The organism is Pseudomonas ulcerans, assembly GCF_036324125.1.
Classification (GTDB): domain Bacteria; phylum Pseudomonadota; class Gammaproteobacteria; order Pseudomonadales; family Pseudomonadaceae; genus Aquipseudomonas; species Aquipseudomonas ulcerans.
The window spans coordinates 13,328-38,364 of sequence record NZ_JAZDQN010000014.1; the positions used below are offsets into that span (position 1 = coordinate 13,328).

Sequence of the window (25,037 nt, forward strand, 5' to 3'; positions counted from 1 at the left end):
GCCTGCCGTCAGTCGCAGGGTGTCGTTGCTGGTCAGACGACCGTTCTAACTGTTGTCGAACGTGCCGGTGGTGACCTGCGTGGCGCCCTTGCCAGAGAGGCTGCCAGCCTTGCTGTTGTCCAGGCTTGCACTGCTCAGCGTAAGTGTTGCATCGGTGGTGATCGAGCCCGCCTGGTTGCTCAAGGCGCCGGTGGTTGTGACGCTCAGGGCACCGGCACTGGACAGGCTGCCCGAGGCGTTTTGCAAAGAAGCAGCGCTGACGGTCATGGCCGACTCACTGCTGAGCAGACCGCCACTATTGTCCAGCGCGCCGGACAGGCTCACATCCAGGTCTTGCTGGCTGGCCAGCGTACCGCCTGCGTTATCCAGACGAGTGCCGTCGAGGCGCAGGGTATTACCGAACACCAGGCCTTTGTTCAGGTTGATCACCCGCGCCACGTGCAACCCTAGCGCCGTGCCCGCCAGCACCTTGCCGCCGCTACTGTTGTCGAGTGTCTGGGCGATGATGTCCACGCCGACCTGGCTGGAGAGCTCACCGGCCTTGTTGTCGATGTCGGCCACATCGATTTTCAGCGCTTTTGTCGAACCCACCAGGCCACCCGACTGGTTGTCGAGAGTGTTGCCGCTCAAGGTCAGATTGCCCTGTGCAACCAGTTCGCCGCCTTGCTGGGACAGATCGCCGATAGTGGCGACCATGGCAGACTGGCTGGCGATACGGCCGCTGCCGTTGAGAACACTGTCAACCTGCAGTTGCATCAGGCCAGCGGCGTTGAGCAGGCCGCTGCGGTTATCCAGACGGGTGCCGACCAGCTCAAGACCCGCGTTACTGTTGATCAGACCTTTCTGATTGCTGCTCAGGCCTGTCTGGCTGTTGTCGAGTGCATCGACGAACAATTGCAGGCCCTTTTCGGCGCGAATCGCACCGCCACGGTTGTCCAGGCTCTCACTGCGCAGCACCAGCAGGTTCTGCGCAGTGACACGGCCGCCACGGTTATCCAGCGTCTGGCTGGTCAGCTTGATCGGGCCCTTGGCTTGCAGGCTGCCACCGGCGCGATTGTCCAGTGCGCCGGTCAGCTTGAGGTCCAGCTGGCCATCCGTGACGAGCGCACCGGCTTGTCGGTTGTCCAGACTCACCGCGCGGATGTCGGCCCCCTTCCCTGCGCCCAGTGTTCCTGCCTGGTTGTCGATGGCATCGGTAATCACCAGTTTCAGAAACCGGTCCGCCATGACCTGGCCGTTGCCATTGCGCAGGCTCAACGCGTTGAGGGTAGTGTCGGCAGCACTGGTCAGCTCGCCACTCTGGTTCGAAAGCTTGCCGGCAACGGTCAGCAGCAGATCGGCATCACTGCTCACGCTGCCAAGGTCGTTGTTCAGTTCACCGGCAGCCAGATCGACACCGTCGCCAGACACCAGGCCACGCAGGTTATTGAGCAACTGGTCGATACCCACAACGAGCGCCTTGTCGCTGAGCACCGAGCCCGCCGTGTTGTCCAGCGAAGTGGCGGCCAGCGTGAAGCCGTTGGCGCTGGAGATTTCCCCGTTCTGGTTATTGACCGCGGCAAGGTTCTTCAGCAGCAATTGGCCGGGAGCAGTGATCAGGCCGTCCTGGTTGTCAAGCAAGCCGTTGCTCAGGTCGAGGCTGACGTCACCGTTGCCGTACAGTCGGCCATCGTTGCGCTGATCAAGGCCCGTGACCACGGCGGTGAGGGCCATGGCGCTGGCGATACGCCCGGCATCACTGTTATTGACCAGCCCGGCATTGATTTTCAGGGTTGCGGTACTGGTCAGGCGCCCGCCTTGCCGGTTGTCGAAAGCGCCTGTGTCGAGGCTCACACCCTTGCCGGCGATACGACCGTTCTGGCTGTTGTCGAGACTGCCGCTGGCGAGCGTCAAGGCGGCATCACCGAGAATCTGGCCGCCACGGTTCACCACAGCGCCATCGACCTTCAGGACCGAAACGCCGGAGCCGTTGATGCTACCCACCGTGTTGGCCAGGGACGCGGCACTCAGATCAAGTGCGCCAGCACTGCGCAAGACACCCTGGTTGTTATTCAGGGCACCGCTGACCGTCAGGCCCAGCCTGTTCCGGGCGTAGATGCTGCCGCTGCCGATGTTGCTCAACTGCCCCAGATCAAGCTGCACATTCTGCTGGCCGGAAATGGCACCAGAGCTCTGGTTGTCCAGGGTGCCGGCTTTCAACAGCAATGTGCCGTTGGCCAGCAAGCGGCCCTTGTCGCTGTTATCGAGCTGGCCAACGGTTGCGGTCAGGTAGCCCTGACTGGAGAGCTCCGCATTTCGGTTGTCCAGCGTCGCAGCGCTCAGCTCAACGCCGGTGGCGGAAATCAGGCCGCGCAGGTTGGTCAGCAACTGGTCGACGCGCACGATCAAGGCTTTGTCACTGACCACCGAACCGGCGGTGTTATCCAGCGTGGTCGCGGCCAGTGTGAAGCCATTGGTGCTGGAGATTCTGCCGCTGCGGTTGTTGACCGACGCGAGGTTTTTCAACAGCAGCTGGCCAGGGGCAAAAATCTGGCCGCCCTGGTTGTCCAGCACGCCGTTACTCAGGTCGAGGCTGACGTCAGCGTCACCGTAGAACCGACCGTCATTGGTCTGGATCAGGCCTGTCACTACGGCAGTCAAGGCCATGGTGCTGGCGATACGTCCCGCATCGCTGTTGTTGACCAGCCCGGCGTTGAGCCGGAGCGTGCCTGTACTGGTCAGGCGCCCGTCCTGGTGGTTATCGAAGGTGCCAGTACTGAGCACCAGGCCGTTGCTGGAGATACGCCCGCTCTGACTGTTGTCGAGGCGGTCGCTGGTGAGCGTCAGGGTCGCATCGCTGAGGATTTTCCCACCCTGGTTGAGCACTGCAGCGTCGGTTGCCAGGGCTGAAGCGGCAGCACTGGTCACGCTACCGCCGGTATTGGTCAGAGAGGCCGCTTTCAGGTTCATTGCGCCATCACTGCGCAGCACGCCAAGGGTGTTATCAAGCGCACCCGTCAGCGTCAGGCCCAGTGTGTTTTTTGCGTAGACACTGCCAGCCCCCGTATTGCTCAGCCGGCCCAGATTCAGTTGCACGTCCTGCTGCCCGGACACCACACCGCCCTGGTTATTCAGGATGTCGGCTGTCAGCAAAAGCGCGCCGTTGGCCAGCAAGCGACCTTTTTCGCTGTTGTCGATTTCGCCGATGGTGGCGGTCAGAGTACTCCGGCTGGACAGCTCGGCATGACGGTTGCTGAGTGTTGCTGCACTCAGGTTGACGCCGTTGGCGGAGATCTTGCCACGCAGGTTGGTGAGCAACTGATCGATACGCACAACGAGCGCTTTGTCACTGAGCAGAGAACCTTCGGTGTTGTCCAGCGATGTCGCCGCCAGCGTGAAGCCGTTGGCGCTGGAGATTTCGCCGCCATGGTTGTTGACGAGGTTCAGGTTTTTCAGCAGCAGCTGGCCCGGTGCATTGATCAGGCCACTCTGGTTGGTCAGTACACCGTTGCTCAGGTCGAGGCTGACGTCACTGTTGCTGTACAGACGACCATCGTTGGTCTGGTCCAGGCCAGTGACCACCGCCGTCAGGGCCATGGCGCTGGCGATGCGACCGGCATCGCTGTTGTTGACCAGCCCGGCGGTCAGTTGCAGTGCCCCGGTACTGGTCAGGCGACCGTCCTGATGGTTGTCAAAGGCTCCAGTGCCGAGCACCAGGCCATTACCGGCGATGCGTCCGCCCTGGCTGTTATCGAGGCTACCGCTGGCAAGCGTCAGTTGTGCATCGCTGAGGATCTGCCCGCCCCGGTTGACGGCGCTGCCATCGATACTGATCGAGGCGACCGCAGCACTGCCGAGACTGCCCGCGTTGTTGCTCAGCGACCCAGCACTGACGCTCAGTGAACCGTCACTGCGCAGCACGCCCTGATCATTGTGCAACGCCCCGCCGAGGGTCAGGCCGAGGCTGTTCCTGGCATAGACGCTGCCACCAGCGGTGTTGGTCAGTTGGCCCAGGCTCAGTTGCACGCCCTGCTGCCCGGACACCACACCACCCTGGTTGTTCAGGGTGTCGGCTGTCAGCAGCAATGCGCCGTTGGCCAGCAGGCGACCTTTTTCACGGTTATCGAACTGCCCGATGCTGGCAGTCAGGCTGCCAAGACTGGACAGTTCGGCATTGCGGTTGTCCAGCGTTGCGGCGCTCAAATTGACGCCATTGGCGGAAATCTGTCCGCGCAGGTTGGTCAGCGCTTGATTGATGCGCACGATCAGCGCTTTATCGCTGATCAGAGAGCCGTCAGTGTTGTCCAGCGATGTACCCGCCAGCGTGAAGTCATTGGCACTGGAGATCTTGCCGCTCTGGTTGTTGACGACGTTCAGGTTTTTCAGCAGCAACTGACCCGGCGCATTGATCAGGCCGCCCTGGTTGTTCAGCACGCCGTTGCTCAGGTCGAGGCTGACATCGCCGTTGCTGTACAGGCGACCATCATTGGTTTGATCCAGGCCAGTAACTGCAGCGGTCAGGGCCATGGCGCTGGCGATGCGACCGGCATCGCTGTTGTCGACCTGTGCTGCCGTCAGGCGCATGGCCCCGATACTCGACAGGCTGCCGCCCTGCCGGTTGTTGAATGCGCCGGTATCCAGCACAACACCGTTGCCGGCAATACGCCCGCTCTGGCTATTGTCCAGGCGGCCACTGCTAAGCGTCAGTTGTGCATCACTGACAATCTGCCCACCCTGATTGACCACCGCACCATTGAAGTTGAGTACGCCTGTTCCGGCACTGGTCACGCGACCATTGGTGTTGGCCAGACCGGCTGCCTCAAGGTCCATCGCGCCATCACTGCGCACCACGCCCTGATCGTTTGCCAACACTCCGCCCAGCGTCAGGCCAAGGGAATCCTTGGCGTAAAGGCTGCCACCCCCGGTATTGGTCAGTTGCTCCAGGTTCAGTTGCACGCCCTGTTGCCCGGACACCACACCGCCCTGGTTATTCAGGGTGCCGGCTGTCAGCAGCAATGCGCCGTTGGCCAGCAGCCGGCCTTTTTCAAGGTTATCGAACTGGCGGATGCTGGCAGTCAGGCTGCCAAGGCTGGAGACTTCGCCATTGCGGTTGTTCAATGAGCCGGCCGTCAGCTCAAGACCGGTCGCAGAAACCAGGCCTCGCAGGTTGGTCAGCAACTGGCCGACCCGCACAACGAGCGCCTTGTCGCCGAGCAACGAACCTTCGGTGTTGTCCAGCGACGTCGCCACCAGCGTGAAGCCGTTGGCGCTGGAGATCTTGCCGCTCTGGTTGTTGACGACGTTCAGGTTTTTCAGCAGCAACTGGCCCGGCGCATTGATCAGGCCGCCCCGGTTGGCCAGTACACCGTTGCTCAGGTCGAGACTGACATCGCTGTTGCTGTACAGACGACCATCGTTGGTCTGGTCCAGGCCAGTGACCACCGCCGTCAGGGCCATGGCGCTGGCGATGCGACCGGCATCACTGTTGTTGACCAGCCCGGCGGTCAGTTGCAGTGCCCCGGTACTGGTCAGGCGACCGTCCTGATGGTTGTCAAAGGCTCCAGTGCCGAGCACCAGGCCATTACCGGCGATGCGTCCGCCCTGGCTGTTATCGAGGCTACCGCTGGCAAGCGTCAGTTGTGCATCGCTGAGGATCTGCCCGCCCCGGTTGACGGCGCTGCCATCGATACTGATCGAGGCGACCGCAGCACTGCCGAGACTGCCCGCGTTGTTGCTCAGCGACCCAGCACTGACGCTCAGTGAACCGTCACTGCGCAGCACGCCCTGATCATTGTTCAACGCCCCGCCGAGGGTCAGGCCCAGGCTGTTCCTGGCATAGACGCTGCCACCAGCGGTGTTGGTCAGTTGGCCCAGGCTCAGTTGCACGCCCTGCTGCCCGGACACCACACCACCCTGGTTATTCAGGGCGTCGGCTGTCAACAGCAGTGCGCCGTTGGCCAGCAGCCGGCCTTTTTCACGGTTATCGAACTGCCCGATGGACGCCGTCAGGCTGCCAAGGCTGGAGACTTCGCCATTGCGGTTATTCAATGAGCCGGCTGTCAGCTCAAGACCGGTCGCAGAAACCAGGCCTCGCAGGTTGGTCAGCAACTGGCCGACCTGCACAACGAGCGCCTTGTCGCTGAGCAACGAACCTTCGGTGTTGTCCAGCGACATCGCCGCCAGCGTGAAGCCGTTGGCGCTGGAGATCGTGCCGCTCTGGTTGTTGACAACGTTCAGGTTTTTCAGCAGCAGCTGGCCCGGCGCATTGATCAGGCCACTCTGGTTGGTCAGTACACCGTTGCTCAGGTCGAGGCTGACATCGCTGTTGCTGTACAGACGACCATCGTTGGTCTGGTCCAGGCCAGTGACCACCGCCGTCAGGGCCATGGCGCTGGCGATGCGACCGGCATCACTGTTGTTGACCAGCCCGGCGGTCAGTTGCAGTGCCCCGGTACTGGTCAGGCGACCGTCCTGATGGTTGTCAAAGGCTCCAGTGCCGAGCACCAGGCCATTACCGGCGATGCGTCCGCCCTGGCTGTTATCGAGGCTACCGCTGGCAAGCGTCAGTTGTGCATCGCTGAGGATCTGCCCGCCCCGGTTGACGGCGCTGCCATCGATACTGATCGAGGCGACCGCAGCACTGCCGAGACTGCCCGCGTTGTTGCTCAGCGACCCAGCACTGACGCTCAGTGAACCGTCACTGCGCAGCACGCCCTGATCATTGTGCAACGCCCCGCCGAGGGTCAGGCCGAGGCTGTTCCTGGCATAGACGCTGCCACCAGCGGTGTTGGTCAGTTGGCCCAGGTTCAGTTGCACGCCCTGCTGCCCGGACACCACACCACCCTGGTTGTTCAAGGTGTCGGCTGTCAGCAGCAATGCGCCGTTGGCCAGCAGGCGGCCTTTTTCAAGGTTATCGAACTGCCCGATGGACGCCGTCAGGCTGCCAAGGCTGGAGACTTCGCCATTGCGGTTGTTCAGTGAGCCGGCTGTCAGCTCAAGACCGGTCGCAGAAACCAGGCCTCGCAGGTTGGTCAGCAACTGGCCGACCCGCACAACGAGCGCCTTGTCGCTGAGCAACGAACCTTCGGTGTTGTCCAGCGACGTCGCCACCAGCGTGAAGCCGTTGGCGCTGGAGATCGTGCCGCTCTGGTTGTTGACGACGTTCAGGTTTTTCAGCAACAGCTGGCCTGGCGCATTGATCAGGCCGCTCTGGTTGGTGAGTACACCGTTGCTCAGGTCGAGGCTGACATCGCTATTGCTGTAAAGGCGACCATCATTGGTTTGATCCAGGCCAGTAACTACGGCGGTCAGGGCCATGGCGCCGGCGATGCGACCGGCATCGCTATTGTCGACCTGTGCTGCGCCAAGGCGCATCGCCCCGGTGCTCGACAGATTGCCGCTGTGTCGGTTGTTGAACGCGCCGGTATTCAGCACAACACCGTTGCCGGCAATTCGTCCGCTCTGGCTGTTGTCCAGCGAGCCACTGTTCAACGTCAGGCCGGCATCGCTCAGGATCTGTCCGCCCTGGTTGACGACTGCACCACCGGTGCCGATCGACGCCGTGCCGGCGCTGGTTACGCTGCCGGCAATGCTGCTCAGCGAGGCAGCACGCACATCCAGCGTGCCGTCACTACGCAATACGCCCTGATCGTTGTTCAACGTGCCACTGGAGCTCACGTCCAGGCTGTTTCTGGCATAAACGCTACCGCTACCGGTATTGCTCAGTTGCCCCAACGTCAGTTGCACACTCTGCTGCCCGGCAATTGAACCGGCATTCTGGTTACTCAGATTGTCGGAGCTCAGTTGCACCGCGCCATTGGCGAGCAGACGGCCTTTCTCGCTGTTGTTGAACTGCCCCACAGTCGAGGTGAGGTTGGCGAGAGTGGAAATTTCTGCATTGCGGTTGTCCAGCGTCGCGGCGTTGAGCAGCAGATCACCGTTGGCACTGACGAGGCCCAGTTGATTGAGGAACTGGCCGGAGATACGCGCAGCCAAAGCGCTGCTGCTGGAGAGTTTGCCTTGCTGGCTGTTATCCAGTGACCCAGCGCTGATCGTCAGGCTCCCGCTGCTACTGATCCAGCCGCCCTGGCTGTTCAGCACCTGGGGTGCACTGATATCCACACTGCCACTTTGGCTGAGTATTCTGCCCGACTGGCGATTGTCTACCGAGGTAGCCGCAATCCGCGTGCTGGACTGCCCGTTCAGCGTCGCACCCTGGTTACTCAGGGTCTGGGTAACCGTGACTTGCAACGCACGACCGGCGGAAATGCTGCCGCTGTTACTCAGCCCGTTGGCAGACAGCGTCGCATCACCTGAACCGGTGCGACTGTTATCGGCATTGACGCCTGCTTCGATCACTGCCGAGTTATTCAGTTGACCGCCTGCGGACAGTGTCAGCGCATCGCGTGCAGCGAGGTTCTGGCGGGTCACGAGGTCACCCGCGGTGGTGACGGCCAGTGTCGAGCCCGCATAGACCGGGCCGTTGACTTCAGCACTATTGGCCCTGACCGTAACGGCACCACTTGCGGCAGTCTGCGTCACACTCAGGTGGCCGTTGGCGTCGAGCTGAATATCGCCGCCACTGGCGGCCAGATTGCCGGCCATCCGTACCCCCACACCTGCCTCGGTGCCCACCAGACGGATCGCCCCGGCGTACATGCCGCCCAAGGCCGAGGAATCGATAGCCAACTCGGGGGCCTGGCTACCATCGGCGGCACGGGCCGTCGCAGCCAGCGTGCGCGCATCCACATCGTTGCGACCCGCGACGATATCCAGCTTGTTGGCCTGGATCTGCGCGTTGATCTGCGTGGCGCGGGTGATGATCTCGAACTGGTCGACGTTGCTGGCGTTGAGGCCCGCGCCCTGGATCGAGACGCTGCCCTGGTCGACCTGGTAACGGCTCAACTGGCCGTTCTCGATCACCGGCTTGCCGGTGCTCAGCGTGATTTTCGGCGTGTTGATGAAGCCGCAGCCATCGCAACTGATGCCATAGGGGTTGGCCACGATCACATGGGCCGACTTGCCCGCCACCTCGGTGTAACCCCGCAACTGGCTGGGGCTGCCGCCATTCACTTCGTTGAGGATGATGTCCGCCGCGCGCCCGCTGAAGTTCGGGTTGCCGACGATGATCCCGCCCAGTTGGGTGTTCTGCGTGCGTTCCGTGGCGTTGTTGAGGATCAGGCCCTTGGCATCGACGTTGTAGTCCTTGAACTGGTTATGCGACAGGCCATTGGCATTGGGCGCGGCGATATTGACGATCGGCACGCCATTGCCCGCCTGGGCCAGGCCGGTCGTGCCGGCGCTGACCGCGATACCGTCCGCCTGGGCCCAGATCGGCTGCCAGAACATGACGTTGGCCAGCAGGAACGCCAGCGCGCGCTTGGGCAGGCCACAGAAGGTCTCGCGCGGCTGCACGGTGGCGGAAGGCAGGCGGGCCAGGAAAGCGAATTGACGGACATCCATGTCGTGGTCTCGGTTCAGCGGGCGTGGGGCTTACAGCAGCAGCTCCACGCGGAAGTAGATGGGCGACTCCCCTTCGGCAACGGCATCCGGCCGCTCCAGGGAATGGGCAAAGGTCACGCTGGCCGAGAGGTGCTGGCCACGGGCAAAGAGTTCCAGCGCATTGCCGGAAACCCGGCCGTGCTGCTCGGCGTTGTAGCGGTCGCCACGGATCACGCCCTGGTCGTAGCCGACAGCGGCACCGTATTCGGCCAGCAGTGGACGCAGCCACTCGGCGTTGAGCGGGCGGCTCCAGCGCAGGTCGTTGCGCCAGTAGCCACCGCTGTCGCCGGTAAGGCTCTGGTCCTTGTAGCCGCGAATCGATGAGAGGCCGCCCAGGCTCAGGCGCTGCGGGCTGTACAGCGGGTCCTCGCTGCGCTGGCCGGTGAGCAGGCTGCTGAAGCTGAGGTTCTCGCCGAACAGGCTGAACGGCTGCAGGTAGCTCAGGGTCAGGGTGTACTTGCGGTAGCGGGCGTCGGGGTCGCTGCGCAGGATACGACGCCCGGACTGGGCGTCGAAGGCACCGATGCCCTGCTGCATGCCCGCATCCAGGTTGACGAAGGCACTGCCGATGCGCCGGCCATGGTTGAAGCCGAACTGCGCTTCGCTCAGGCGGTTGCTGCTGTTCTCCAGGCGGCTGTCTTCGATGTAGTTGTTCGAGCGCAGGTAGGCCAGGCCGGTGTTGAGCGCGGTCTTGGAAACGCTGTCGCGGTGGATCACCCGCTCGGCGCGCAACTGGTGGTTCTGCGTGTCGCCGGTCTGCTTGAAGGTGAAGGTGTTGGCCTCGGCCTGCGAACGGTAGGCGCTCTGGCTGTAGGAGTAGCTGAAGTTCCACCAGCCCCAGGGCAGGTTGTAGAACAGCATCTCGCTGTGGGAGGTGCGCTGATGGTCGCTGACCGCGTCTCGGCCGCCGCGCAGCAGCAACTGGTCAGCGATGCCCAGCGGGCTGTCCCATTCCAGGCCGTAGCCCCACTGCTGCTCGCCGGTGGCCAGCTGGCCGTCGTTGTTGCGCGACAGGCTGGCGCGCCAGGGTTTCTTCGGCGTGTTGGCCACCTGCACGGTGCTGCCGCCGACGCTGCCGCCGGGCACCAGCTCCATCTTCGCCTGGTTGGACGGCAGGCGGTTGAGCTGGTCGACCATCTGCTCGATATCGCGCAGGTTGAGCAGTTCGCCGACCTTGCCGGGGAAGGTCATGCTCAGCTCGCGCGGCGACAGGCCGCTGTCATCACTGCTGTCCAGGCCTTCCAGGCGCCCTTCCACCACCTGGATTTCCAGGTGCTTGCTGGACAGGTCCTGCTGCGGCAGATAGGCGCGACTGGTGACCAGGCCCAGGGCCAGGTAGTGGTCGGTAATGGCCTTGAGCAGGGCATTGAGCTCGGTCACGCCGAGGCATTGGCTGAGCCACGGCTTGACCAGGCGTTCGCGGTCGGCCTGGGACAGGTGGTCGGCACCCTTGATCTCTATGCTATCGATGAGGAAGCAGCGGGTGTCCGGCGTGGTGCCCGGTTCGCTTGGCGGCGCGGCCTTGCCGGGGAGTTCGCGGAGTTCGTCGAGGCGGCGCTGCTGTTCCTGGAGCAGGCGGTCCTGGCGGTCGCGGATCAGGTCCTGTTCACCGGGAGTGGCCGCCAGGGCAGGTACTGCAGCGCCCAGGCTCGCGGCCAGAAGGCACAACCTCATCGCGAGGTGGTGGTGGAAATGCATGATCCGAAATCCCTGTCGATATCACTATGCCATCAACGGCTGGGCGATATTAGAGAGGGGGAAAAATGACGTCAAGCGGATGACGAGCCGGTGAAATTTCGAAGTGCCGAGCGGTCCTGTGGGAGCGTTTAAGCTCATTCCCACAGGTCCCTCGCAAAATCAAGGAGTTACGCCAAGCTGGCGCTGACGCCGGTCCATCAACAGCGCCAGCCCCGCCAGGACGATCGCCAGGGTATAAGCCACCAACCCCAGGTTGAGCCCGAAGATCATCTTCTCCGACCCATCCGTCAGCACCATCGACCCGCCATAGCCATCCCGCAGACAGTAGGCCATGAGGAACCCGCCCGTGACGAAGGTGGTGAGCAGGCTGGCAAGCCGCAGGTCGTCCCTGCCCCATACCAGCCAGACGCTGAAGGCGCCCAGCGCCGTGTTGGTGAACAACTGCCAGGTTTCATGCAGCCTGGCATGGGGTGTCCAGGCCGGGTTGAACACATGGGTGTCGTTGATCTCCAGGATCGGCACGACCACCGCATAGAAGACGATTCCTACCGTTACCAGCACTCTCGCAAGCATCCGCAACCTCCCTGTCCATGATGTGCCGCTGCGTGCAAGGTAGCCCAGTGCCGGCAGCTGTCCAGAGCGCCGATGCGCAAAGGCCATTATCCCCCACGGATTGACTCGACCTTCACCCTGACCCAAGCTTGACCCCCTTTCCGCACGTCCTTGACCGGCTCACGCATGCCCAAACCGCGTCTCTACCTGTTCGTCGGCCTCGTCCTGCTGCTGTTGCTCGGGCTGGGCAGCTATCTGTCGCGCGACAACGGTCCGCCGCCCAATCCGGCCCTCAAGCACGCCTATGCCAAGGCCCTGGCCCAGGCGCACAACGGCCTGCCCGGTGCGGCGCGGGTGCTGTACCAGCAACTGGGCCGCGATGACCTCTCGGCGATCCGCCGCGCCAGCCTGTATGCCGAACTGCCCAACTACCCTTCGCCACTGGCCCTGAAACTGGCGAGCAAGGACCTGCAGCACGACGACCCGCTGGTGCGCCGCGCCGCCCTTGGCGCCATCGCCGCCATGGTCCCCGCCAGCCAGCGCAGCCTGTTGCTGGGGCCGATGCTGGACGACGAGGACGACAGCGTACGCTTCGCCACCGTGGATGCCCTGATGGGCCTGACCCCGGATGAGGTCGGCCTGTACTTCGGCCCCCTGCAGGGCGTTCTCGACCAGTACCAGCTGGCGCTCCAGGCCCGCGGCGATACCCTGGCCGACCAGGTGCACCTGGCCCGGCTGTACATGCAGGAACGGGATTTCGCGGCCGCCACCAGCACCCTCGACCGGGCCCTGGCGCTGGAGCCGGACAACCCCGACGCCCTCGCCGCCCGGGTACGCCTGCTCGACAGCCAGGGCCAGACCGACGGCTCCCGCGAAGTACTGGCCCAGGCCCTGCAACGGCATCCCGACTCGGCTTTCCTGCAGTTCGAGCTGGGCCAGTGGCTGCTGCGCCACAAGCAGGAGGAATACGCGCTGCTGGCCTTTTCCCGGGCGGTGGAGCTGGAGCCTGACAACAGCGACTACCGCTACACCCTGGCCATCAGCCTGCACCGCCTCGAACAGCTGGATGCGGCGCAGAAGCAGCTGGAAAACCTGCTTTCGCGCCAGCCGGCGAACCGCAAGGCGCGGGTGCTGCTGATCGAGTACTGGAAGGAGAGCGGGCAGTTGCAGAACGTGCAGATCCTGCTCGCCCAGCTGGAACAGCAGAACCCCGACGATCCGTTGGTCCAGCAGGGCCTCTGAGGCCTTTTTTACCACCCGACAAACCCGGTTGAACCCCGCCTTTCACGGTGTGGTCCAGAGAGAGTGCACCCCGCATGGGCCATTGCCCGCGGGTGTGGCACTGTCAAAGGAGATCGACCGTGAACCACTCGTCTGCCAACAGCGAACGCGCACTGATCCTGGCCCCCCCGCCGATCAGTGGCGTCGCCCTGAGCCTGCTGGACCAGGCCGGGGTCAGCGCCCTCGCCACCGAAAACCTGGCGGAACTGGCCGACGCGCTGGACAACGGCGCCGGCCTTGCGATCATCGCCCATACCTGCCTCGGCGGCTTCGAGGACTCCCTGCTCAAGAGCTACCTGGGCAGCCAGCCGCAGTGGTCGGACCTGCCGGTGGTGATCCTCGGCGATGGCGAGCACTCCATCAGCAGCAGCCCGGAGCTATGCCTGGCCCTGGGCAACCTGTTCATCCTGCCCTGCCCCTTTCCCGAGCAAGACCTGCTCGACCTGACCCACTCGTCGCTGCGCGCCCGCCGCCGCCAGTACTACAGCTGCCAGCAAGGCCTGGAGCTGGCCAGCCTGCAACAGCAGACCGAGGAACGGGTGCGTCACCTGCGCGAAGACGAACAGCGCCTGCGCCATGACGAGAAGATGGAAGCCATCGGCCAGCTCGCCGGCGGCGTCGCCCACGACTTCAACAACCTGCTCACCGGCATCGGCGGCAGCCTGGAGCTGATCCGCCAGCGCGTCGGCCAGCAACGCTTCGAGGACATCCCACGGCTGGTGGACATGGGCCTCAACGCCGTACAACGCGCCGCCAGCATCACCCATCGGCTGCTGGCCTTCTCCAGCCGCCAGTCGCTCGACGGCCGCCCGGTGCAACTGGCGGCCCTGCTGGAGCGCAAGCGCGTGGGAGACCTGCTCGGTCCCGGCATCCGCCTGCAATTGCGCATCGACGAGCAGCTATGGCCGGCGCAGGCCGATGCCCGGCAATTGCAGGAAGCCCTCGACAACCTGCTGGTCAATGCCCGCGATGCCCTGCCCGAGGGCGGTGAGGTGCGCATCGAGGTGAGCAACCGCCACCTGCAGCGCCCCCTGCCCGAGGCCCATCCCTTGAATGGCAGCGATTTCGTACGCATCAGCGTCAGCGACAACGGTTGCGGCATGCCACAGAACATCGTCGACCGCGCCTTCGACCCCTTCTTCACCACCAAGCCGATCGGCCAGGGCACCGGCCTGGGCCTGTCGATGGTGTACGGCTTCAGCCGCCAGTCCCATGGCCATGTCAGCCTGTACAGCCGGGTTGGCCAGGGCACCGAGGTGGAACTGCTGCTGCCCCGGCACCATCCGGAGGACGCGAGCAGTCCGGTGGCATCCGCCAGCCCGTCCCGCGATGCCAATGCCAGCCGCATCCTTGTCGTCGAGTCCAACGCCACGGTGCGCCAGCTGGTACGCGACAACCTCGTCGAACAAGGCTACCGCTGCCAGGATGTCGCCGACGCGGCCACCGCCCTGGCTCTGCTGCGCAGCGAGCGACCCTACGACCTGCTGATCTGCAATGTCGGCCTGCCGGGCATGAGCGGCCGCCAGCTGGCGGACATCGCACGCAAGCGACGCAGCGGCCTGCGGGTGCTGTTCATCACCGGCTATGCGGAACAGGCGTCGGCACAACTCGGCCACCTCGACCCGGGCATGCAGGTACTGAACAAGCCGTTCAGCTTCGAGCAGTTGAAGGAGCGCGTGGCGCGGATGCTGGCGGGCGAGGGCCCGGCATGAGCCAGATCGAGTTGAGCGAAGTGGCGACCGTGACCGCGCTGCGGGTGCTGACGGTCAACGTGCACAAGGGTTTCAGCCCACTGAACCGGCGCTACGTGCTACCGGAACTGCGTGAGGCCGTGCGCAGTCATCACGCCGACCTGGTGTTTCTCCAGGAGGTGCTGGGCAGCCACAGCCGGCATGCCGAACGCTATCCCGGCTGGTCGCCGCTGCCGCAGTACGAGTTCCTCGCCGACAGCCTGTGGCCGGTGTTCGCCTATGGCCGCAATGCGGTGTACCCGGAGGGCGAGCACGGCAATGCGCTGCTGTCGAAATTCCCGATCCTGGAGCACCGCAACCTGGATGTCAGCGTCCATGGCAGCGAGCAGCGCGGCCTGCTGCACGCGGTGCTGGCCCTTCCCGGCGAGCGCCAGGTGCACACGGTGTGCGTGCACCTGGGCCTGGACGAGCGCCAGCGTCGGCAGCAACTGGCCCTGCTCTGCCAACTGCTCGACGGCCTGCCGGAAGAGGCGCCCGTGGTGATCGCCGGCGACTTCAACGACTGGCGCCAGCGCGCCGATGCCCTGCTCGCCAGCCGCGGGCTGTTCGAGGTGTTCAGCCAGGCCCATGGCGCGCCCGCCCGCAGCTTTCCGGCACGCTGGCCGCTGTTGCGCCTGGACCGCATCTACCTGCGCAACGCCCGGGCCCGCGAGCCACGGGTGATGGCGCGCAAACCCTGGTCGCATCTGTCCGACCACCTGCCACTCTGTGTCGAGGTCCTGTTATGAACACCGAATGGCGCGCGGAAAACGAAGTGCAACTGCTGATCAACGGCGAGGGCTACTACCCGCCGGCGTTCGAGGCCATCCGCCAGGCCCGGGAAGAAGTACTGCTGGAAACCTTCATCATCTACGAGGACAAGGTCGGCCTGGAGCTGCAGAAGGCGCTGATCGAGGCGGCCCGCCGCGGCGTGCGCGTGCAGGTGCTGGTGGACGGTTACGGCACTGCCGAGCTCAGCCACGCCTACCTGCAGGCCCTGTTCGAGGCTGGCGTACAGTTGCAGGCCTTCGACCCCAGCCCGATGCGCCTGGGCGTGCGCACCAACCTGTTCCGCCGCCTGCACCGCAAGATCCTGGTGATCGATGGGGTCATCGGTTTCATCGGCGGGATCAACTATTGCGCCGACCACCTCGGCGACTTCGGCCCGCAGGCCAAGCAGGACTATGCCGTGCAGGTGCGCGGGCCGATCGTCGACGACCTGCGCCGGGCCACCCTGACGCTGCTCGACAGCCATGCCCAGGTTGGCCGGCGCAGCCGCGCCTGGTGGCGCCGCGCGCCGGTGCTCGACCCCGACAGCGACCAGGCGCGGATGCGCCTGTTCATCCGCGACAACAACGAGCACCCCACGGATATCGAGCAGCAGTACCTGCGGGCCATCGTCAGCGCCCACGAACGCATCGTCATCGCCAACGCCTATTTCTTCCCCGGCTACCGCCTGCTGCGCGCCCTGCGCAATGCCGCGCGGCGCGGCGTCGAGGTGACCCTGATCCTGCAGGGCATGCCGGACATGCCCTGGGTGCGCCTGTGCTCGCGGCTGCTCTACAACTACCTGCTGCGCGACGGCGTGCAGATCCACGAATACTGCGAGCGGCCGCTGCACGGCAAGGTGGCGCTGGTGGACCGGGAATGGACCACCGTGGGCTCCAGCAACCTCGACCCGCTCAGCCTGTCGCTGAACCTGGAGGCCAACCTGGTGATCCGTGACGCGGCCTTCAACCAGCGCCTCTACGAACACCTGGACGAGCTACGGAAACAGCGCTGCAAGACAGTGACCCTGCAACGCATCCTGCGCGGCTATTGGTGGCGGGCGCCGCTGATCTTCCTGACCTTCCACTTCACCCGCTATTTCCCGCGCCTGTTCGGCACCCTGCCGGCGCACAAGCCGCGCTTGAAACCCTTGTACCGCGACGCGGACGTGATCCAGGAGCGCCTGTCATGAAGCACCCGCTGTGGAAACGCGCGCGCCAGGCGCTGACGGTGCTGTTCTTCATCCTGGTCCCGGTGCTGCTGTTCATGCTCCTGCGCAACCAGGACTGGGGTGAGGTCTGGCATGCGCTGTCCTCCTACCGTCCGGGGGTGCTGCTGACGGCACTGGCGATTGCCGCCTGCAGCTTCGCCCTGTTCAGCAGCTACGACCTGCTCGGCCGGCGCTACACCGGACACCACCTGCCGGCACGGCAGGTACTGCCGCTGGCTTTCGTCTGCTATGCGTTCAACCTCAACCTGAGCGCCTGGGTAGGCGGGGTTGCCCTGCGCTACCGCCTGTATTCGCGGCTGGGGCTGGAGACAGCGACCATCACACGACTCCTCGGCTTCGGCCTGGTCACCAACTGGCTGGGCTATCTGCTGGTGGCCGGCAGCCTGTTCGCCCTGGGCTTTCCCAAGCTGCCGGCGGGCCTGGAAATCGGCACCACGGGGCTGCGACTCATAGGCGCCGGCATGCTCGTCGTGGCCGTCACCTACCTGCTGGCCTGTCGCTTCGCCAGCCGCCGCGAATGGCAGGTGCGCGGACACGCCATCACCCTGCCCGGCTGGCGCCTGGCCGCCCTGCAAGCGCTGATGGGCGCCGGCAACTGGTGCCTGATGGGCCTGGTGGTGTTCACCCTGCTACCGGACAAGGCGGGCTATCCGACCATCCTGGCGATCCTGCTGGTGAGCAGCATTGCCGGGGTCATCACCCATATCCCGGCAGGGCTGGGCGTGCTGGAAAGCGTGTTCATCACCCTGCTGCAGGGGCAGTACAGCCAGGGCACGCTGCTGGCGGCGCTGATCGGCTACCGCGCGGTGTACTTCCTCTTGCCGCTGCTGCTGGCCTGCGTGGTCTACCTGTTGCTGGAGCGCGTTGCCGCTCGTCAGCGCGGCGGCGCGGCCCCTTCGGCAGTCGGCGGCAAGGCCGGTGGCTGAAGCATCGCGGTGACCTTGTTCACCAACACGTCGAGCCCGAACGGCTTGGTGATCAGTTCCAGGCCCGGTTCGAGGGCACCGCTGGCGTTGATGGACTCCTCGGTGAAGCCGGTGATGAACAGGATGCGTTGCTCCGGCGCACGGCGGCGCAACGTCCGGGCCACCTCGATGCCGCTTACTCCGCCGCCCAGGCCGATATCGGAGACCACCAGGTCGATGGGCCCTGCACTGTCGTACAAGGCCAGGCCACTCTGCGCGTCCACCGCCTCCAGCACCTCCAGGCCCTGGTCCTGCAAGGCCTCGCGCATCAGCATGCGCAGCATCGGTTCATCGTCGATCAGCAGCACCCGCTCATTGCGCAGTTGCATCGGCGCAGCCACCACCACCTCCGGCGGCTGCGGCTGGGGTAGTGCCGGGCCGATGAAACGCGGCAACAACAACTCGACGCAGGTACCCCGGCCTTCCTCGGACAGCAGGCGAATGCTGCCGCCGGACTGGCGCACGAAGCCATACACCATGGACAGGCCCAGGCCACTGCCCTGGTGGGATGCCTTGGTGGTGAAGAACGGATCGAAGGCGCGCTCGACCACCGCCCGCGACATGCCCTGGCCGGTGTCCTCCACCCGCAGGCAACAGTAGTCGCCGGGCGGCAGGTCGATGCCGGGCAGCTCGCTGTAGTGGCGTTCATTGCAGGTGCTGATCTTCAGGCGGCCGCGACGCTGCATGGCGTCGCGGGCATTGGAACAGAGGTTGATCAGCGCGTTTTCCATCTGGCTGATGTCCACCTGCACCAACCAGGGCCGCGGGTCGACCTGCAGTTGCAGCTCGATATCCGGCCCGATGGCCTGGTGAATCAGCGGCTCGATGCCGATCAGCAGTTCGTTGAGGTCGGCCGGCCGTGGCGACAGAGGCTGGCGCCTGGCGAAGGCAAGCATGCGCTGGGTCAGGTCGGCGGCGCGAGTCGAGGCCTGGCGCGCGGCGTGCAGGTATTTGTCCAGTTGCTCGGTGCGGCCTTGGGCCAAGCGGCGTTCGAGCATTTCCAGGCTGGCACCGATTTCCGCCAGAAGGTTGTTGAAGTCGTGGGCAATGCCGCCGGTCAACTGGCCCACGGCATCCATCTTCTGTCCATGGCGCAACAACTCCGCGGCCTGGCGCAGGGTCTCGCCGCGCTCATGGTCAAGGGTGATGTCATGGCCCAGCAGGGTGACGAAGTCGGTGCCCGGCATGGCGCTCAGGGTGAAGCGCCGGTAATGCCCGTCGGCATGGCGCAAGCGGCCCTCGCCGCTGGCCTGGGTGCCGTCGAGGACACGCCGGACCTCGGCGCCGTCGTCCGGGTGCAGCACCGCCAGCAACGACTGGCCGTGCAGGCCTTCGTCCCAGCCCAGCAACTGCCGGCTGGCCGGATTGCAGGTCCGCAGCTTGAGATCGTCCTGGACCACCACCATCAGGTCGCTGGACTGCTCCCACAGGTGATGATGGTCGGCCGTGCGTTCCTGCACCTGGCGCTCGAAGGAGCAGGCCAGCTCGCGCCATTGCCGCTCGGATTCGACGCTGCTGGTGGTTTCCAGCACGGTCGCGAGGAAACCGGCGACCTTGGCGTTTTCGTCGCGTACCGGGCTGAAGGAGAAGGTGAAGTACACCTGTTCGAGTACGCCGCTGCGGCTGGTCACCAGCGGGAAATCTTCGAGGAACACCGCCTCGCCTTCCATGACCCGGAACACCAGCGCGCCCAGTTCAGCCCAGACATCGCTCCACACCTCGTGGAACGGCCGCCCAAGCGGCGCGGGCTTGGTGCCGAGGATCGGCACGAAGGCATCGTTGTACAGCATCGGCATGTCGCTGCCCCAGACCAGGCAGCCGGGAAACCGCGAGGCGAGCATCAGGTCCACGGCGATGCGCAGGGAGTTGGGCCAGCGGTGCAACGGCCCGAGCGAGGTCTTGCCCCAGTCGTGCTGGCGAACCGCTTCGCTCATGCCGCCTTGCTGGACCGGCCGGGGTGCCACGTGAATGATGTGCATCGCACGCTTCCTTGACTGCTGTCAGCAGTCGGACTCCTGTCCTATGTCTTCGTTCCAGAGCGCGGGCCGCTCGCGAATGAAGCGGCTCATCAATTCGATGCACTGCGCATCCTGCAGCACCGTGACGCGCACGCCGCGCTCACGCAACAGGGCTTCCTCGCCCATGAACGTCTGGTTTTCCCCAACCACCACCTCGCGGATGCCGTACAGCAGGATCGCCCCGCTGCACATGGCACAAGGCGACAGGGTGGTGTAGAGGGTGGCCTCGGCGTAGATCCGCGCGTCCTGACGGCCGGCATTCTCGAAGGCATCCATTTCGCCGTGCAGGACCACGCTGCCCTGCTGCACCCGGCGGTTATGGCCGCGGCCGATGACCCGCCCGGCATGGACGATCACCGAACCGATGGGAATGCCCCCTTCCTCCAGGCCCTGGCGGGCCTCGTCGATGGCGGCCTGCATGAACTGCGACTGCTGCGTTGCATCGACCATGTCGGTCTCCTTGAAGACGGGAATCATTCCAGAAAGCTAGCACATAGCCATGTACCGTGCGGCGTTTTCCCTGGGGTCTATGCTGTACAGGTTCAAAATATCCACCTTGCCCCTCTTCCAGAGGATCGCCGCAATGAGCAAGCAAGTTCTCGTGGTGCTGACCAACACGGCCAGATACCCCACCCTCAAGCGCGCCACCGGGTTGTGGCTGGGGGAAGCGGTACATTTCGCCGACGTTGTGCAACAGGCCGGTTACCGCGTCGATTACCTCAGCCCGGCCGGTGGCTACGTGCCCATCGATCCGCACAGCCTGAGCATGGCGCAGGATATCGACTGGCAGTGGTACAACGACAAGACCTTCATGAATCGCCTGGGCGCCACCCTGGCCCCCGGCCAGGTCCGCGCACGGGACTACCAGGCGATCTACTACGCCGGCGGCCACGGCGTGCTCTGGGACTTTCCGGACAACCACGACCTGCAGGACATCGCCCGGCAGATCTGGGAAAACGGTGGCGTGGTGGCGTCAGTCTGCCACGGTGCGGTGGGCCTGCTGAACATCAAGCTCAGCGACAACTCGCTGCTGCTGCGCGACCGCGAAGTGACCGGCTTTTCCAATATCGAGGAACAACTGGCGGAGCTGGACAAGGTCGTTCCGTTCCTGACCGAGACCGAGCTTGCCGCCCGTGGTGGTCTCTATCGCAAGGCCGAGGACCCGTGGCAAGCCTTTGCCCTGGCCGACCAGAAGGAAGGCCGCCTGATCACCGGGCAGAATCCGGCCTCTGGCGCTGAGGTGGGCCGCCTGGTGGTGGAGGCGCTGAACGCCGGGCGCAAGGGACCGGCGGCATGACGAAACGAAGAATCCGACACGCCATGTCAGCCGCTCGTACAGGAAGCGGGTATTGCCCTCACTTATGCTGACCGGCTTCGGTCCGGCCTCCTTCGGCCGGGCCCTGCCTCCCCTCATAGGTGAAACATGCCCCCTCGTACTTCTCGCTCCAGCCACGCACTGCTCACCCTGCTGACCTTGTTGCTGATCGGTGTGGCGCCCGTCGCCTTCGGCCTGCTGGTGATGACCTGGCAGGTGAACAGGCAGCTCGACGAATCCGCCTCGGCGGCGCTGCGCGAAGCCCGGCAGGGTGTCGACGAGGTGATCGACGAGCTGCACCGAGCCAGCAACAAGGTGATCAACCTCGCCGAATATGACTGCGGCAAGGCCCTGCCCGCGCTGTACAGCGAGGTGGTGGCCAATCCGGAACTGCGCTCCCTGACCCTTGTGCGCGAGAACCGCGCCTATTGCAGCACCCTGCGCGGCGAGTCCGGCCTGCTGGTGATGCCCGGCGACTATTTCAACCACCGCTTGCGCCTGGAGCCGGGCAACGACAACACCCCGGACTCGGCAATCCTCTATTACCGCCTGCAGGAGTATCCCTATGGCGTCCTGGCAGTGGCGGACGGCAAGGTGCTGCAGCGCGTCCTGCAGGGCACCCGCGCCGCCGACAATGTTCGCCTGCAGTTCGGTCCCACGCTGATCGGTGCCACTGGTGACGTGCAGGACAGCGCCGTGCTTCTCGATGCACATGCCTACGTCAGCCAGGTCTCGCCCCTGTATGGCTACAGCCTGCATGTCACCTATCCCCCGGGGCACGCCGCGCGGCAACTGCTCGACAACAGCCAGGTGGTCGTACCGTCGCTTTTGCTGGTGGGTATCCTGACGGCGGCCGCGAGCTATTGGGCCATGCATCGGCGGCGGCGAGCCGTCGGGCGGACGGCCTGAAACGAAAAAAGCCAGCATTCGCTGGCTTTCTTCATGCTGGAGTGCGGCAACCGATCACTCGGTGGCCAATACGCCGCGGCGAACCTGGTCACGCTCGATCGATTCGAACAGGGCCTTGAAGTTGCCCTCGCCGAAGCCATCGTCGCCTTTGCGCTGGATGAATTCGAAGAACACCGGGCCCATCAGGGTTTCCGAGAAGATCTGCAACAGCAGGCGCTTGTCGTCCGGGTTGGACGAACCGTCCAGCAGGATGCCGCGGGACTGCAGCTCGGCCGTCGGCTCGCCGTGACCCGGCAGGCGGCCTTCGAGCATCTCGTAGTAGGTTTCCGGCGGCGCGGTCATGAAGCGCATGCCCATGCTCTTCAGCGCGTCCCAGCTCTTGAGCAGGTCGTCGGTGAGGAAGGCCACGTGCTGGATGCCCTCGCCGTTGAACTGCATCAGGAACTCTTCGATCTGCCCGGCGCCCTTGGACGATTCCTCGTTCAGCGGGATGCGGATCATGCCGTCCGGCGCGGTCATGGCCTTGGAGGTCAGGCCGGTGTACTCGCCCTTGATGTCGAAGTAGCGGATCTCGCGGAAGTTGAACAGTTTCTCGTAGAAGCCGGCCCAGTAGGCCATGCGCCCGCGATAGACGTTGTGGGTCAGGTGGTCGATGATCTTGAGGCCGGCGCCGGCGGGGTTGCGGTCGACGCCTTCGATCCAGTTGAAGTCGATGTCGTAGATCGAGCTGCCTTCTTCGAAACGGTCGATCAGGTACAGCGGCGCACCGCCGATGCCCTTGATCGCCGGCAGGCGCAGTTCCATCGGACCGGTCTCGATTTCCACCGGCTGGGCGCCCAGTTCGAGGGCGCGGGCATAGGCTTCATGGGCGTTGCGCACGCGGAAGGCCATGCCGCAGACGGACGGGCCGTGCTCGGCAGCGAAGTAGGACGCGACGCTTTTCGGCTCGTTGTTCAGGATCAGGTTGATCCCGCCCTGGCGATACAGGTGGACGTCCTTGGAACGGTGGGTCGCGACCTTGGTGAAGCCCATGATCTGGAAGATCGGTTCCAGGGTGCCGGGGGTTGGCGAAGCGAACTCGATGAATTCAAAGCCCATCAGGCCCATCGGGTTGTCGAAGAGATCTGCCATGTTCGTATTCCTCATCATCAAAACGGTGCAATAACGTTCGTTACCAGGCGGTCGATGCGAGTGAACGTGGTGGCGCGCAGGAAATGCCCCGGGTACTGCGGGCAAGGTAGTCACCAAGAATCAGTTTGAATCCATGACACTTCATAGAGGACCCATTTTCGGCGGGCTTGACTCCCCACGGCTTGGGGAACCTTATTGTTGTATGCGTAAAACGATTCTACAGAGCGTAAATCGATTTGTCGCGTGTCACATCGAATTGTAGGAGCTGGCTTGCCTGCGAAGGACCGCGCAGCGGTCCCGGTTCCCGATCAGCAGCCGGAAGAAAGCTATTGGCACCCGCTATGCTGTGCGGAAACCTTCACGGACGGACCCGGCATGCCCCTGCAGAAAACCCGAAACCGCCGCCGCGTCCTGCGCCGCGTGCTGCCCTGGCTGGTGGGTGCCCTGCCGGTGCTTGGCGGCCTGGCGATCATGCACTGGCAGGCCCAGCGCGAGCTCGATGCGCGCGCCCTGAACAGCGCCCGCCAGGCCGTCGTCCACCTCGACCAGGTCCTGGACAATATAGCCGGCGCCGCCAGGGCCCTCCTTCCCTTGGCCGACAAACCCTGTGCCGAGGTTACCCTGGCCCTGCGCGAACAGGTGACCCGTCGCCCGTTCGTGCGCTCCACCAACCTGACCCATGCCAACCAGCTGTATTGCAGCTCGCTGTTCGGCGACTTCAGCGAACAGGTCGACCCCGCCGACTACACCGATGGCAGCCTGTGGCTGATGGACGGCAACTCGGTCACCCCCGGCCATCCGCTGCTGGTGTACCGGGCCAGTGACGGCGACAGGGGCGCCATCGCCACGGTCGACGGCACCCATCTGGTCAGCGCCCTGCGCCTGGTCGCCCCGGACATCGACCTGCGCCTGCAGGTCGGTCCGCACTGGCTCGACCGACAGGGCAAGGTCAGCGACGCACCGGTCCCCGGCTATGCCGTCGCCGGCCAGGTCCTGCAGTCGAGCCAGTATGCCTTCTCCGTGCACAGCGGCTTCGCTGCGGGCCAGGCCTGGCGCCTGATGCGCGACGAATACCCGGCCCTGTTCGGTCTCCTGCTGTTTCTCGGTGCCACCGCCGGCGCCGCCTGCCACTGGCAACTGCGCCGCGTCTCTTCGCCACGGGCCGAATTGCAGCGTGCGCTGGAAGCCGATGAATTCGTGCCGTACTTCCAGCCGGTGGTACGCCATGGCGACTACCGCTGGTCCGGGGCCGAGGTGCTGATGCGCTGGCATCACCCCCGGGAAGGCCTGGTACGGCCCGACCTGTTCATCCCCTTCGCCGAGCACAGCGGGCAGATCGTACCCATGACCCGGCGCCTGATGGAGAAACTGGCCAGCGACCTGGCGCCCTATGCCGACATGTTCGAGGATGGCTTCCACCTCGGCATCAACATCACCGCGGCGCACTGCCAGGACCTGAGCCTGTGCGACGACTGCCAGGCCCTGCTCGACGCCTTCCCGCCAGGCCGCCTCAAGCTCACCCTGGAACTCACCGAGCGCACCCCGATCATCCCCAGCGCCACCACCGACAGCCTGTTCGAGCGCCTGCGCGAGATGGGCGTGCTGCTGGCCATCGACGACTTCGGCACCGGCCAGTCGAGCCTGAGCTACCTGCGCCAGTTCAAGGTGGACTACCTGAAGATCGACCAGAGCTTCGTCGCCATGATCGGCGTCGATGCCCTGTCGCTGCACATTCTCGACAGCATCATCGAACTGTCCGCCAAGCTCGGCCTGGGCATGGTCGCCGAAGGGGTGGAAACCGCCGAGCAACGCGACTACCTGGCCGGCTTCGGCGTCGACTACCAGCAAGGCTACCTGTTCGGTCGGCCCATGCCCCTGGGCGACTTCGTCAAAGCCCTGGCCGAACAGCCGCGGGCCGTCGAGGTTGCCCAACCGACGGTGCCCCTGAGATCATGAGCG

14 protein-coding genes are annotated in these 25,037 nt (G+C 64.6%); 8 read left to right on the forward strand and 6 right to left on the reverse strand.

Going from position 1 to position 25,037, the window contains the following annotated elements; genetic code table 11:
* Nucleotides 1–45: 45 nt before the first annotated feature.
* The 3 genes from V0R59_RS14800 to V0R59_RS14810 form a co-directional block, all read right to left on the reverse strand.
* Nucleotides 46–9,441, reverse strand: a complete 9,396-nt coding sequence (locus V0R59_RS14800) for a two-partner secretion domain-containing protein (protein WP_330105842.1) — start codon at nt 9,439–9,441, stop codon at nt 46–48.
* Nucleotides 9,442–9,471: 30 nt separating this feature from the next.
* Nucleotides 9,472–11,178: a ShlB/FhaC/HecB family hemolysin secretion/activation protein gene (locus V0R59_RS14805; protein ID WP_375547383.1), complete on the reverse strand. Its 1,707-nt coding sequence runs from the start codon at nt 11,176–11,178 to the stop codon at nt 9,472–9,474.
* Nucleotides 11,179–11,337: 159 nt separating this feature from the next.
* The gene (locus V0R59_RS14810) at nt 11,338–11,751 is read right to left on the reverse strand and encodes a hypothetical protein (RefSeq protein ID WP_330075625.1); all 414 of its coding nucleotides are present in this window, start codon (nt 11,749–11,751) and stop codon (nt 11,338–11,340) included.
* 165 nt (nt 11,752–11,916) lie between these two features.
* On the opposite strand from V0R59_RS14810, the gene V0R59_RS14815 reads away from it, so the two are divergent.
* The 5 genes from V0R59_RS14815 to V0R59_RS14835 all read left to right on the forward strand — a co-directional run bounded on the left by V0R59_RS14815 (nt 11,917) and on the right by V0R59_RS14835 (nt 17,666).
* On the forward strand, nt 11,917–12,972 hold the full coding sequence (locus V0R59_RS14815; RefSeq protein ID WP_330075624.1) for a tetratricopeptide repeat protein: 1,056 nt from the start codon (nt 11,917–11,919) through the stop codon (nt 12,970–12,972).
* A gap of 119 nt (nt 12,973–13,091) precedes the next feature.
* Entirely contained in the window at nt 13,092–14,723 is a 1,632-nt protein-coding gene (locus tag V0R59_RS14820) for an ATP-binding protein (RefSeq protein WP_330075623.1), read from the forward strand.
* Nucleotides 14,720–15,490, forward strand: a complete 771-nt coding sequence (locus tag V0R59_RS14825; protein ID WP_330075622.1) for an endonuclease/exonuclease/phosphatase family protein — start codon at nt 14,720–14,722, stop codon at nt 15,488–15,490. The genes V0R59_RS14820 and V0R59_RS14825 overlap by 4 nt, the downstream gene beginning before the upstream one ends.
* A complete protein-coding gene (clsB, locus tag V0R59_RS14830; protein WP_330075621.1) occupies nt 15,487–16,701 on the forward strand; it encodes a cardiolipin synthase ClsB in 1,215 nt (404 codons plus the stop codon). The genes V0R59_RS14825 and clsB overlap by 4 nt, the downstream gene beginning before the upstream one ends.
* Nucleotides 16,698–17,666, forward strand: a complete 969-nt coding sequence (locus V0R59_RS14835; RefSeq protein ID WP_330075620.1) for a lysylphosphatidylglycerol synthase domain-containing protein — start codon at nt 16,698–16,700, stop codon at nt 17,664–17,666. Before clsB ends, V0R59_RS14835 begins: the two co-directional genes overlap by 4 nt.
* Here V0R59_RS14835 and V0R59_RS14840 read toward each other — a convergent pair.
* On the reverse strand, nt 17,615–19,684 hold the full coding sequence (locus V0R59_RS14840) for an ATP-binding protein (RefSeq protein ID WP_330075619.1): 2,070 nt from the start codon (nt 19,682–19,684) through the stop codon (nt 17,615–17,617). The two genes, V0R59_RS14835 and V0R59_RS14840, sit on opposite strands and share 52 nt — an antisense overlap.
* Before the next feature lie 21 nt (nt 19,685–19,705).
* Nucleotides 19,706–20,173, reverse strand: a complete 468-nt coding sequence (locus tag V0R59_RS14845) for a nucleoside deaminase (RefSeq protein WP_330075618.1) — start codon at nt 20,171–20,173, stop codon at nt 19,706–19,708.
* 133 nt (nt 20,174–20,306) lie between these two features.
* On the opposite strand from V0R59_RS14845, the gene V0R59_RS14850 reads away from it, so the two are divergent.
* A complete protein-coding gene (locus V0R59_RS14850; protein ID WP_330075617.1) occupies nt 20,307–21,020 on the forward strand; it encodes a type 1 glutamine amidotransferase domain-containing protein in 714 nt (237 codons plus the stop codon).
* 126 nt (nt 21,021–21,146) lie between these two features.
* A complete protein-coding gene (locus V0R59_RS14855) occupies nt 21,147–21,947 on the forward strand; it encodes a CSS-motif domain-containing protein (protein ID WP_330075616.1) in 801 nt (266 codons plus the stop codon).
* Nucleotides 21,948–22,001: 54 nt separating this feature from the next.
* On the opposite strand, the gene hppD is transcribed toward V0R59_RS14855, so the two are convergent.
* The gene (hppD, locus tag V0R59_RS14860; RefSeq protein ID WP_330075615.1) at nt 22,002–23,078 is read right to left on the reverse strand and encodes a 4-hydroxyphenylpyruvate dioxygenase; all 1,077 of its coding nucleotides are present in this window, start codon (nt 23,076–23,078) and stop codon (nt 22,002–22,004) included.
* Nucleotides 23,079–23,453: 375 nt separating this feature from the next.
* Between hppD and V0R59_RS14865 the strand changes: the two genes are divergently transcribed.
* Nucleotides 23,454–25,034 (forward strand): EAL domain-containing protein, encoded by a 1,581-nt coding sequence (locus V0R59_RS14865; RefSeq protein WP_330075614.1) that lies wholly within the window; start codon nt 23,454–23,456, stop codon nt 25,032–25,034.
* Nucleotides 25,035–25,037: the final 3 nt, after the last annotated feature.

Bases quoted from the DNA above. Each gene is read 5' to 3' on its own strand.
- V0R59_RS14800 (WP_330105842.1), bottom strand. From the start codon at position 9,441: ATGGATGTCCGTCAATTCGCTTTCCTGGCCCGCCTGCCTTCCGCCACC.
- V0R59_RS14805 (WP_375547383.1), bottom strand. From the start codon at position 11,178: ATGCATTTCCACCACCACCTCGCGATGAGGTTGTGCCTTCTGGCCGCG.
- V0R59_RS14810 (WP_330075625.1), bottom strand. From the start codon at position 11,751: ATGCTTGCGAGAGTGCTGGTAACGGTAGGAATCGTCTTCTATGCGGTG.
- V0R59_RS14815 (WP_330075624.1), top strand. From the start codon at position 11,917: ATGCCCAAACCGCGTCTCTACCTGTTCGTCGGCCTCGTCCTGCTGCTG.
- V0R59_RS14825 (WP_330075622.1), top strand. From the start codon at position 14,720: ATGAGCCAGATCGAGTTGAGCGAAGTGGCGACCGTGACCGCGCTGCGG.
- clsB (WP_330075621.1), top strand. From the start codon at position 15,487: ATGAACACCGAATGGCGCGCGGAAAACGAAGTGCAACTGCTGATCAAC.
- V0R59_RS14835 (WP_330075620.1), top strand. From the start codon at position 16,698: ATGAAGCACCCGCTGTGGAAACGCGCGCGCCAGGCGCTGACGGTGCTG.
- V0R59_RS14840 (WP_330075619.1), bottom strand. From the start codon at position 19,684: ATGCACATCATTCACGTGGCACCCCGGCCGGTCCAGCAAGGCGGCATG.
- V0R59_RS14845 (WP_330075618.1), bottom strand. From the start codon at position 20,173: ATGGTCGATGCAACGCAGCAGTCGCAGTTCATGCAGGCCGCCATCGAC.
- V0R59_RS14850 (WP_330075617.1), top strand. From the start codon at position 20,307: ATGAGCAAGCAAGTTCTCGTGGTGCTGACCAACACGGCCAGATACCCC.
- V0R59_RS14855 (WP_330075616.1), top strand. From the start codon at position 21,147: ATGCCCCCTCGTACTTCTCGCTCCAGCCACGCACTGCTCACCCTGCTG.
- hppD (WP_330075615.1), bottom strand. From the start codon at position 23,078: ATGGCAGATCTCTTCGACAACCCGATGGGCCTGATGGGCTTTGAATTC.
- V0R59_RS14865 (WP_330075614.1), top strand. From the start codon at position 23,454: ATGCCCCTGCAGAAAACCCGAAACCGCCGCCGCGTCCTGCGCCGCGTG.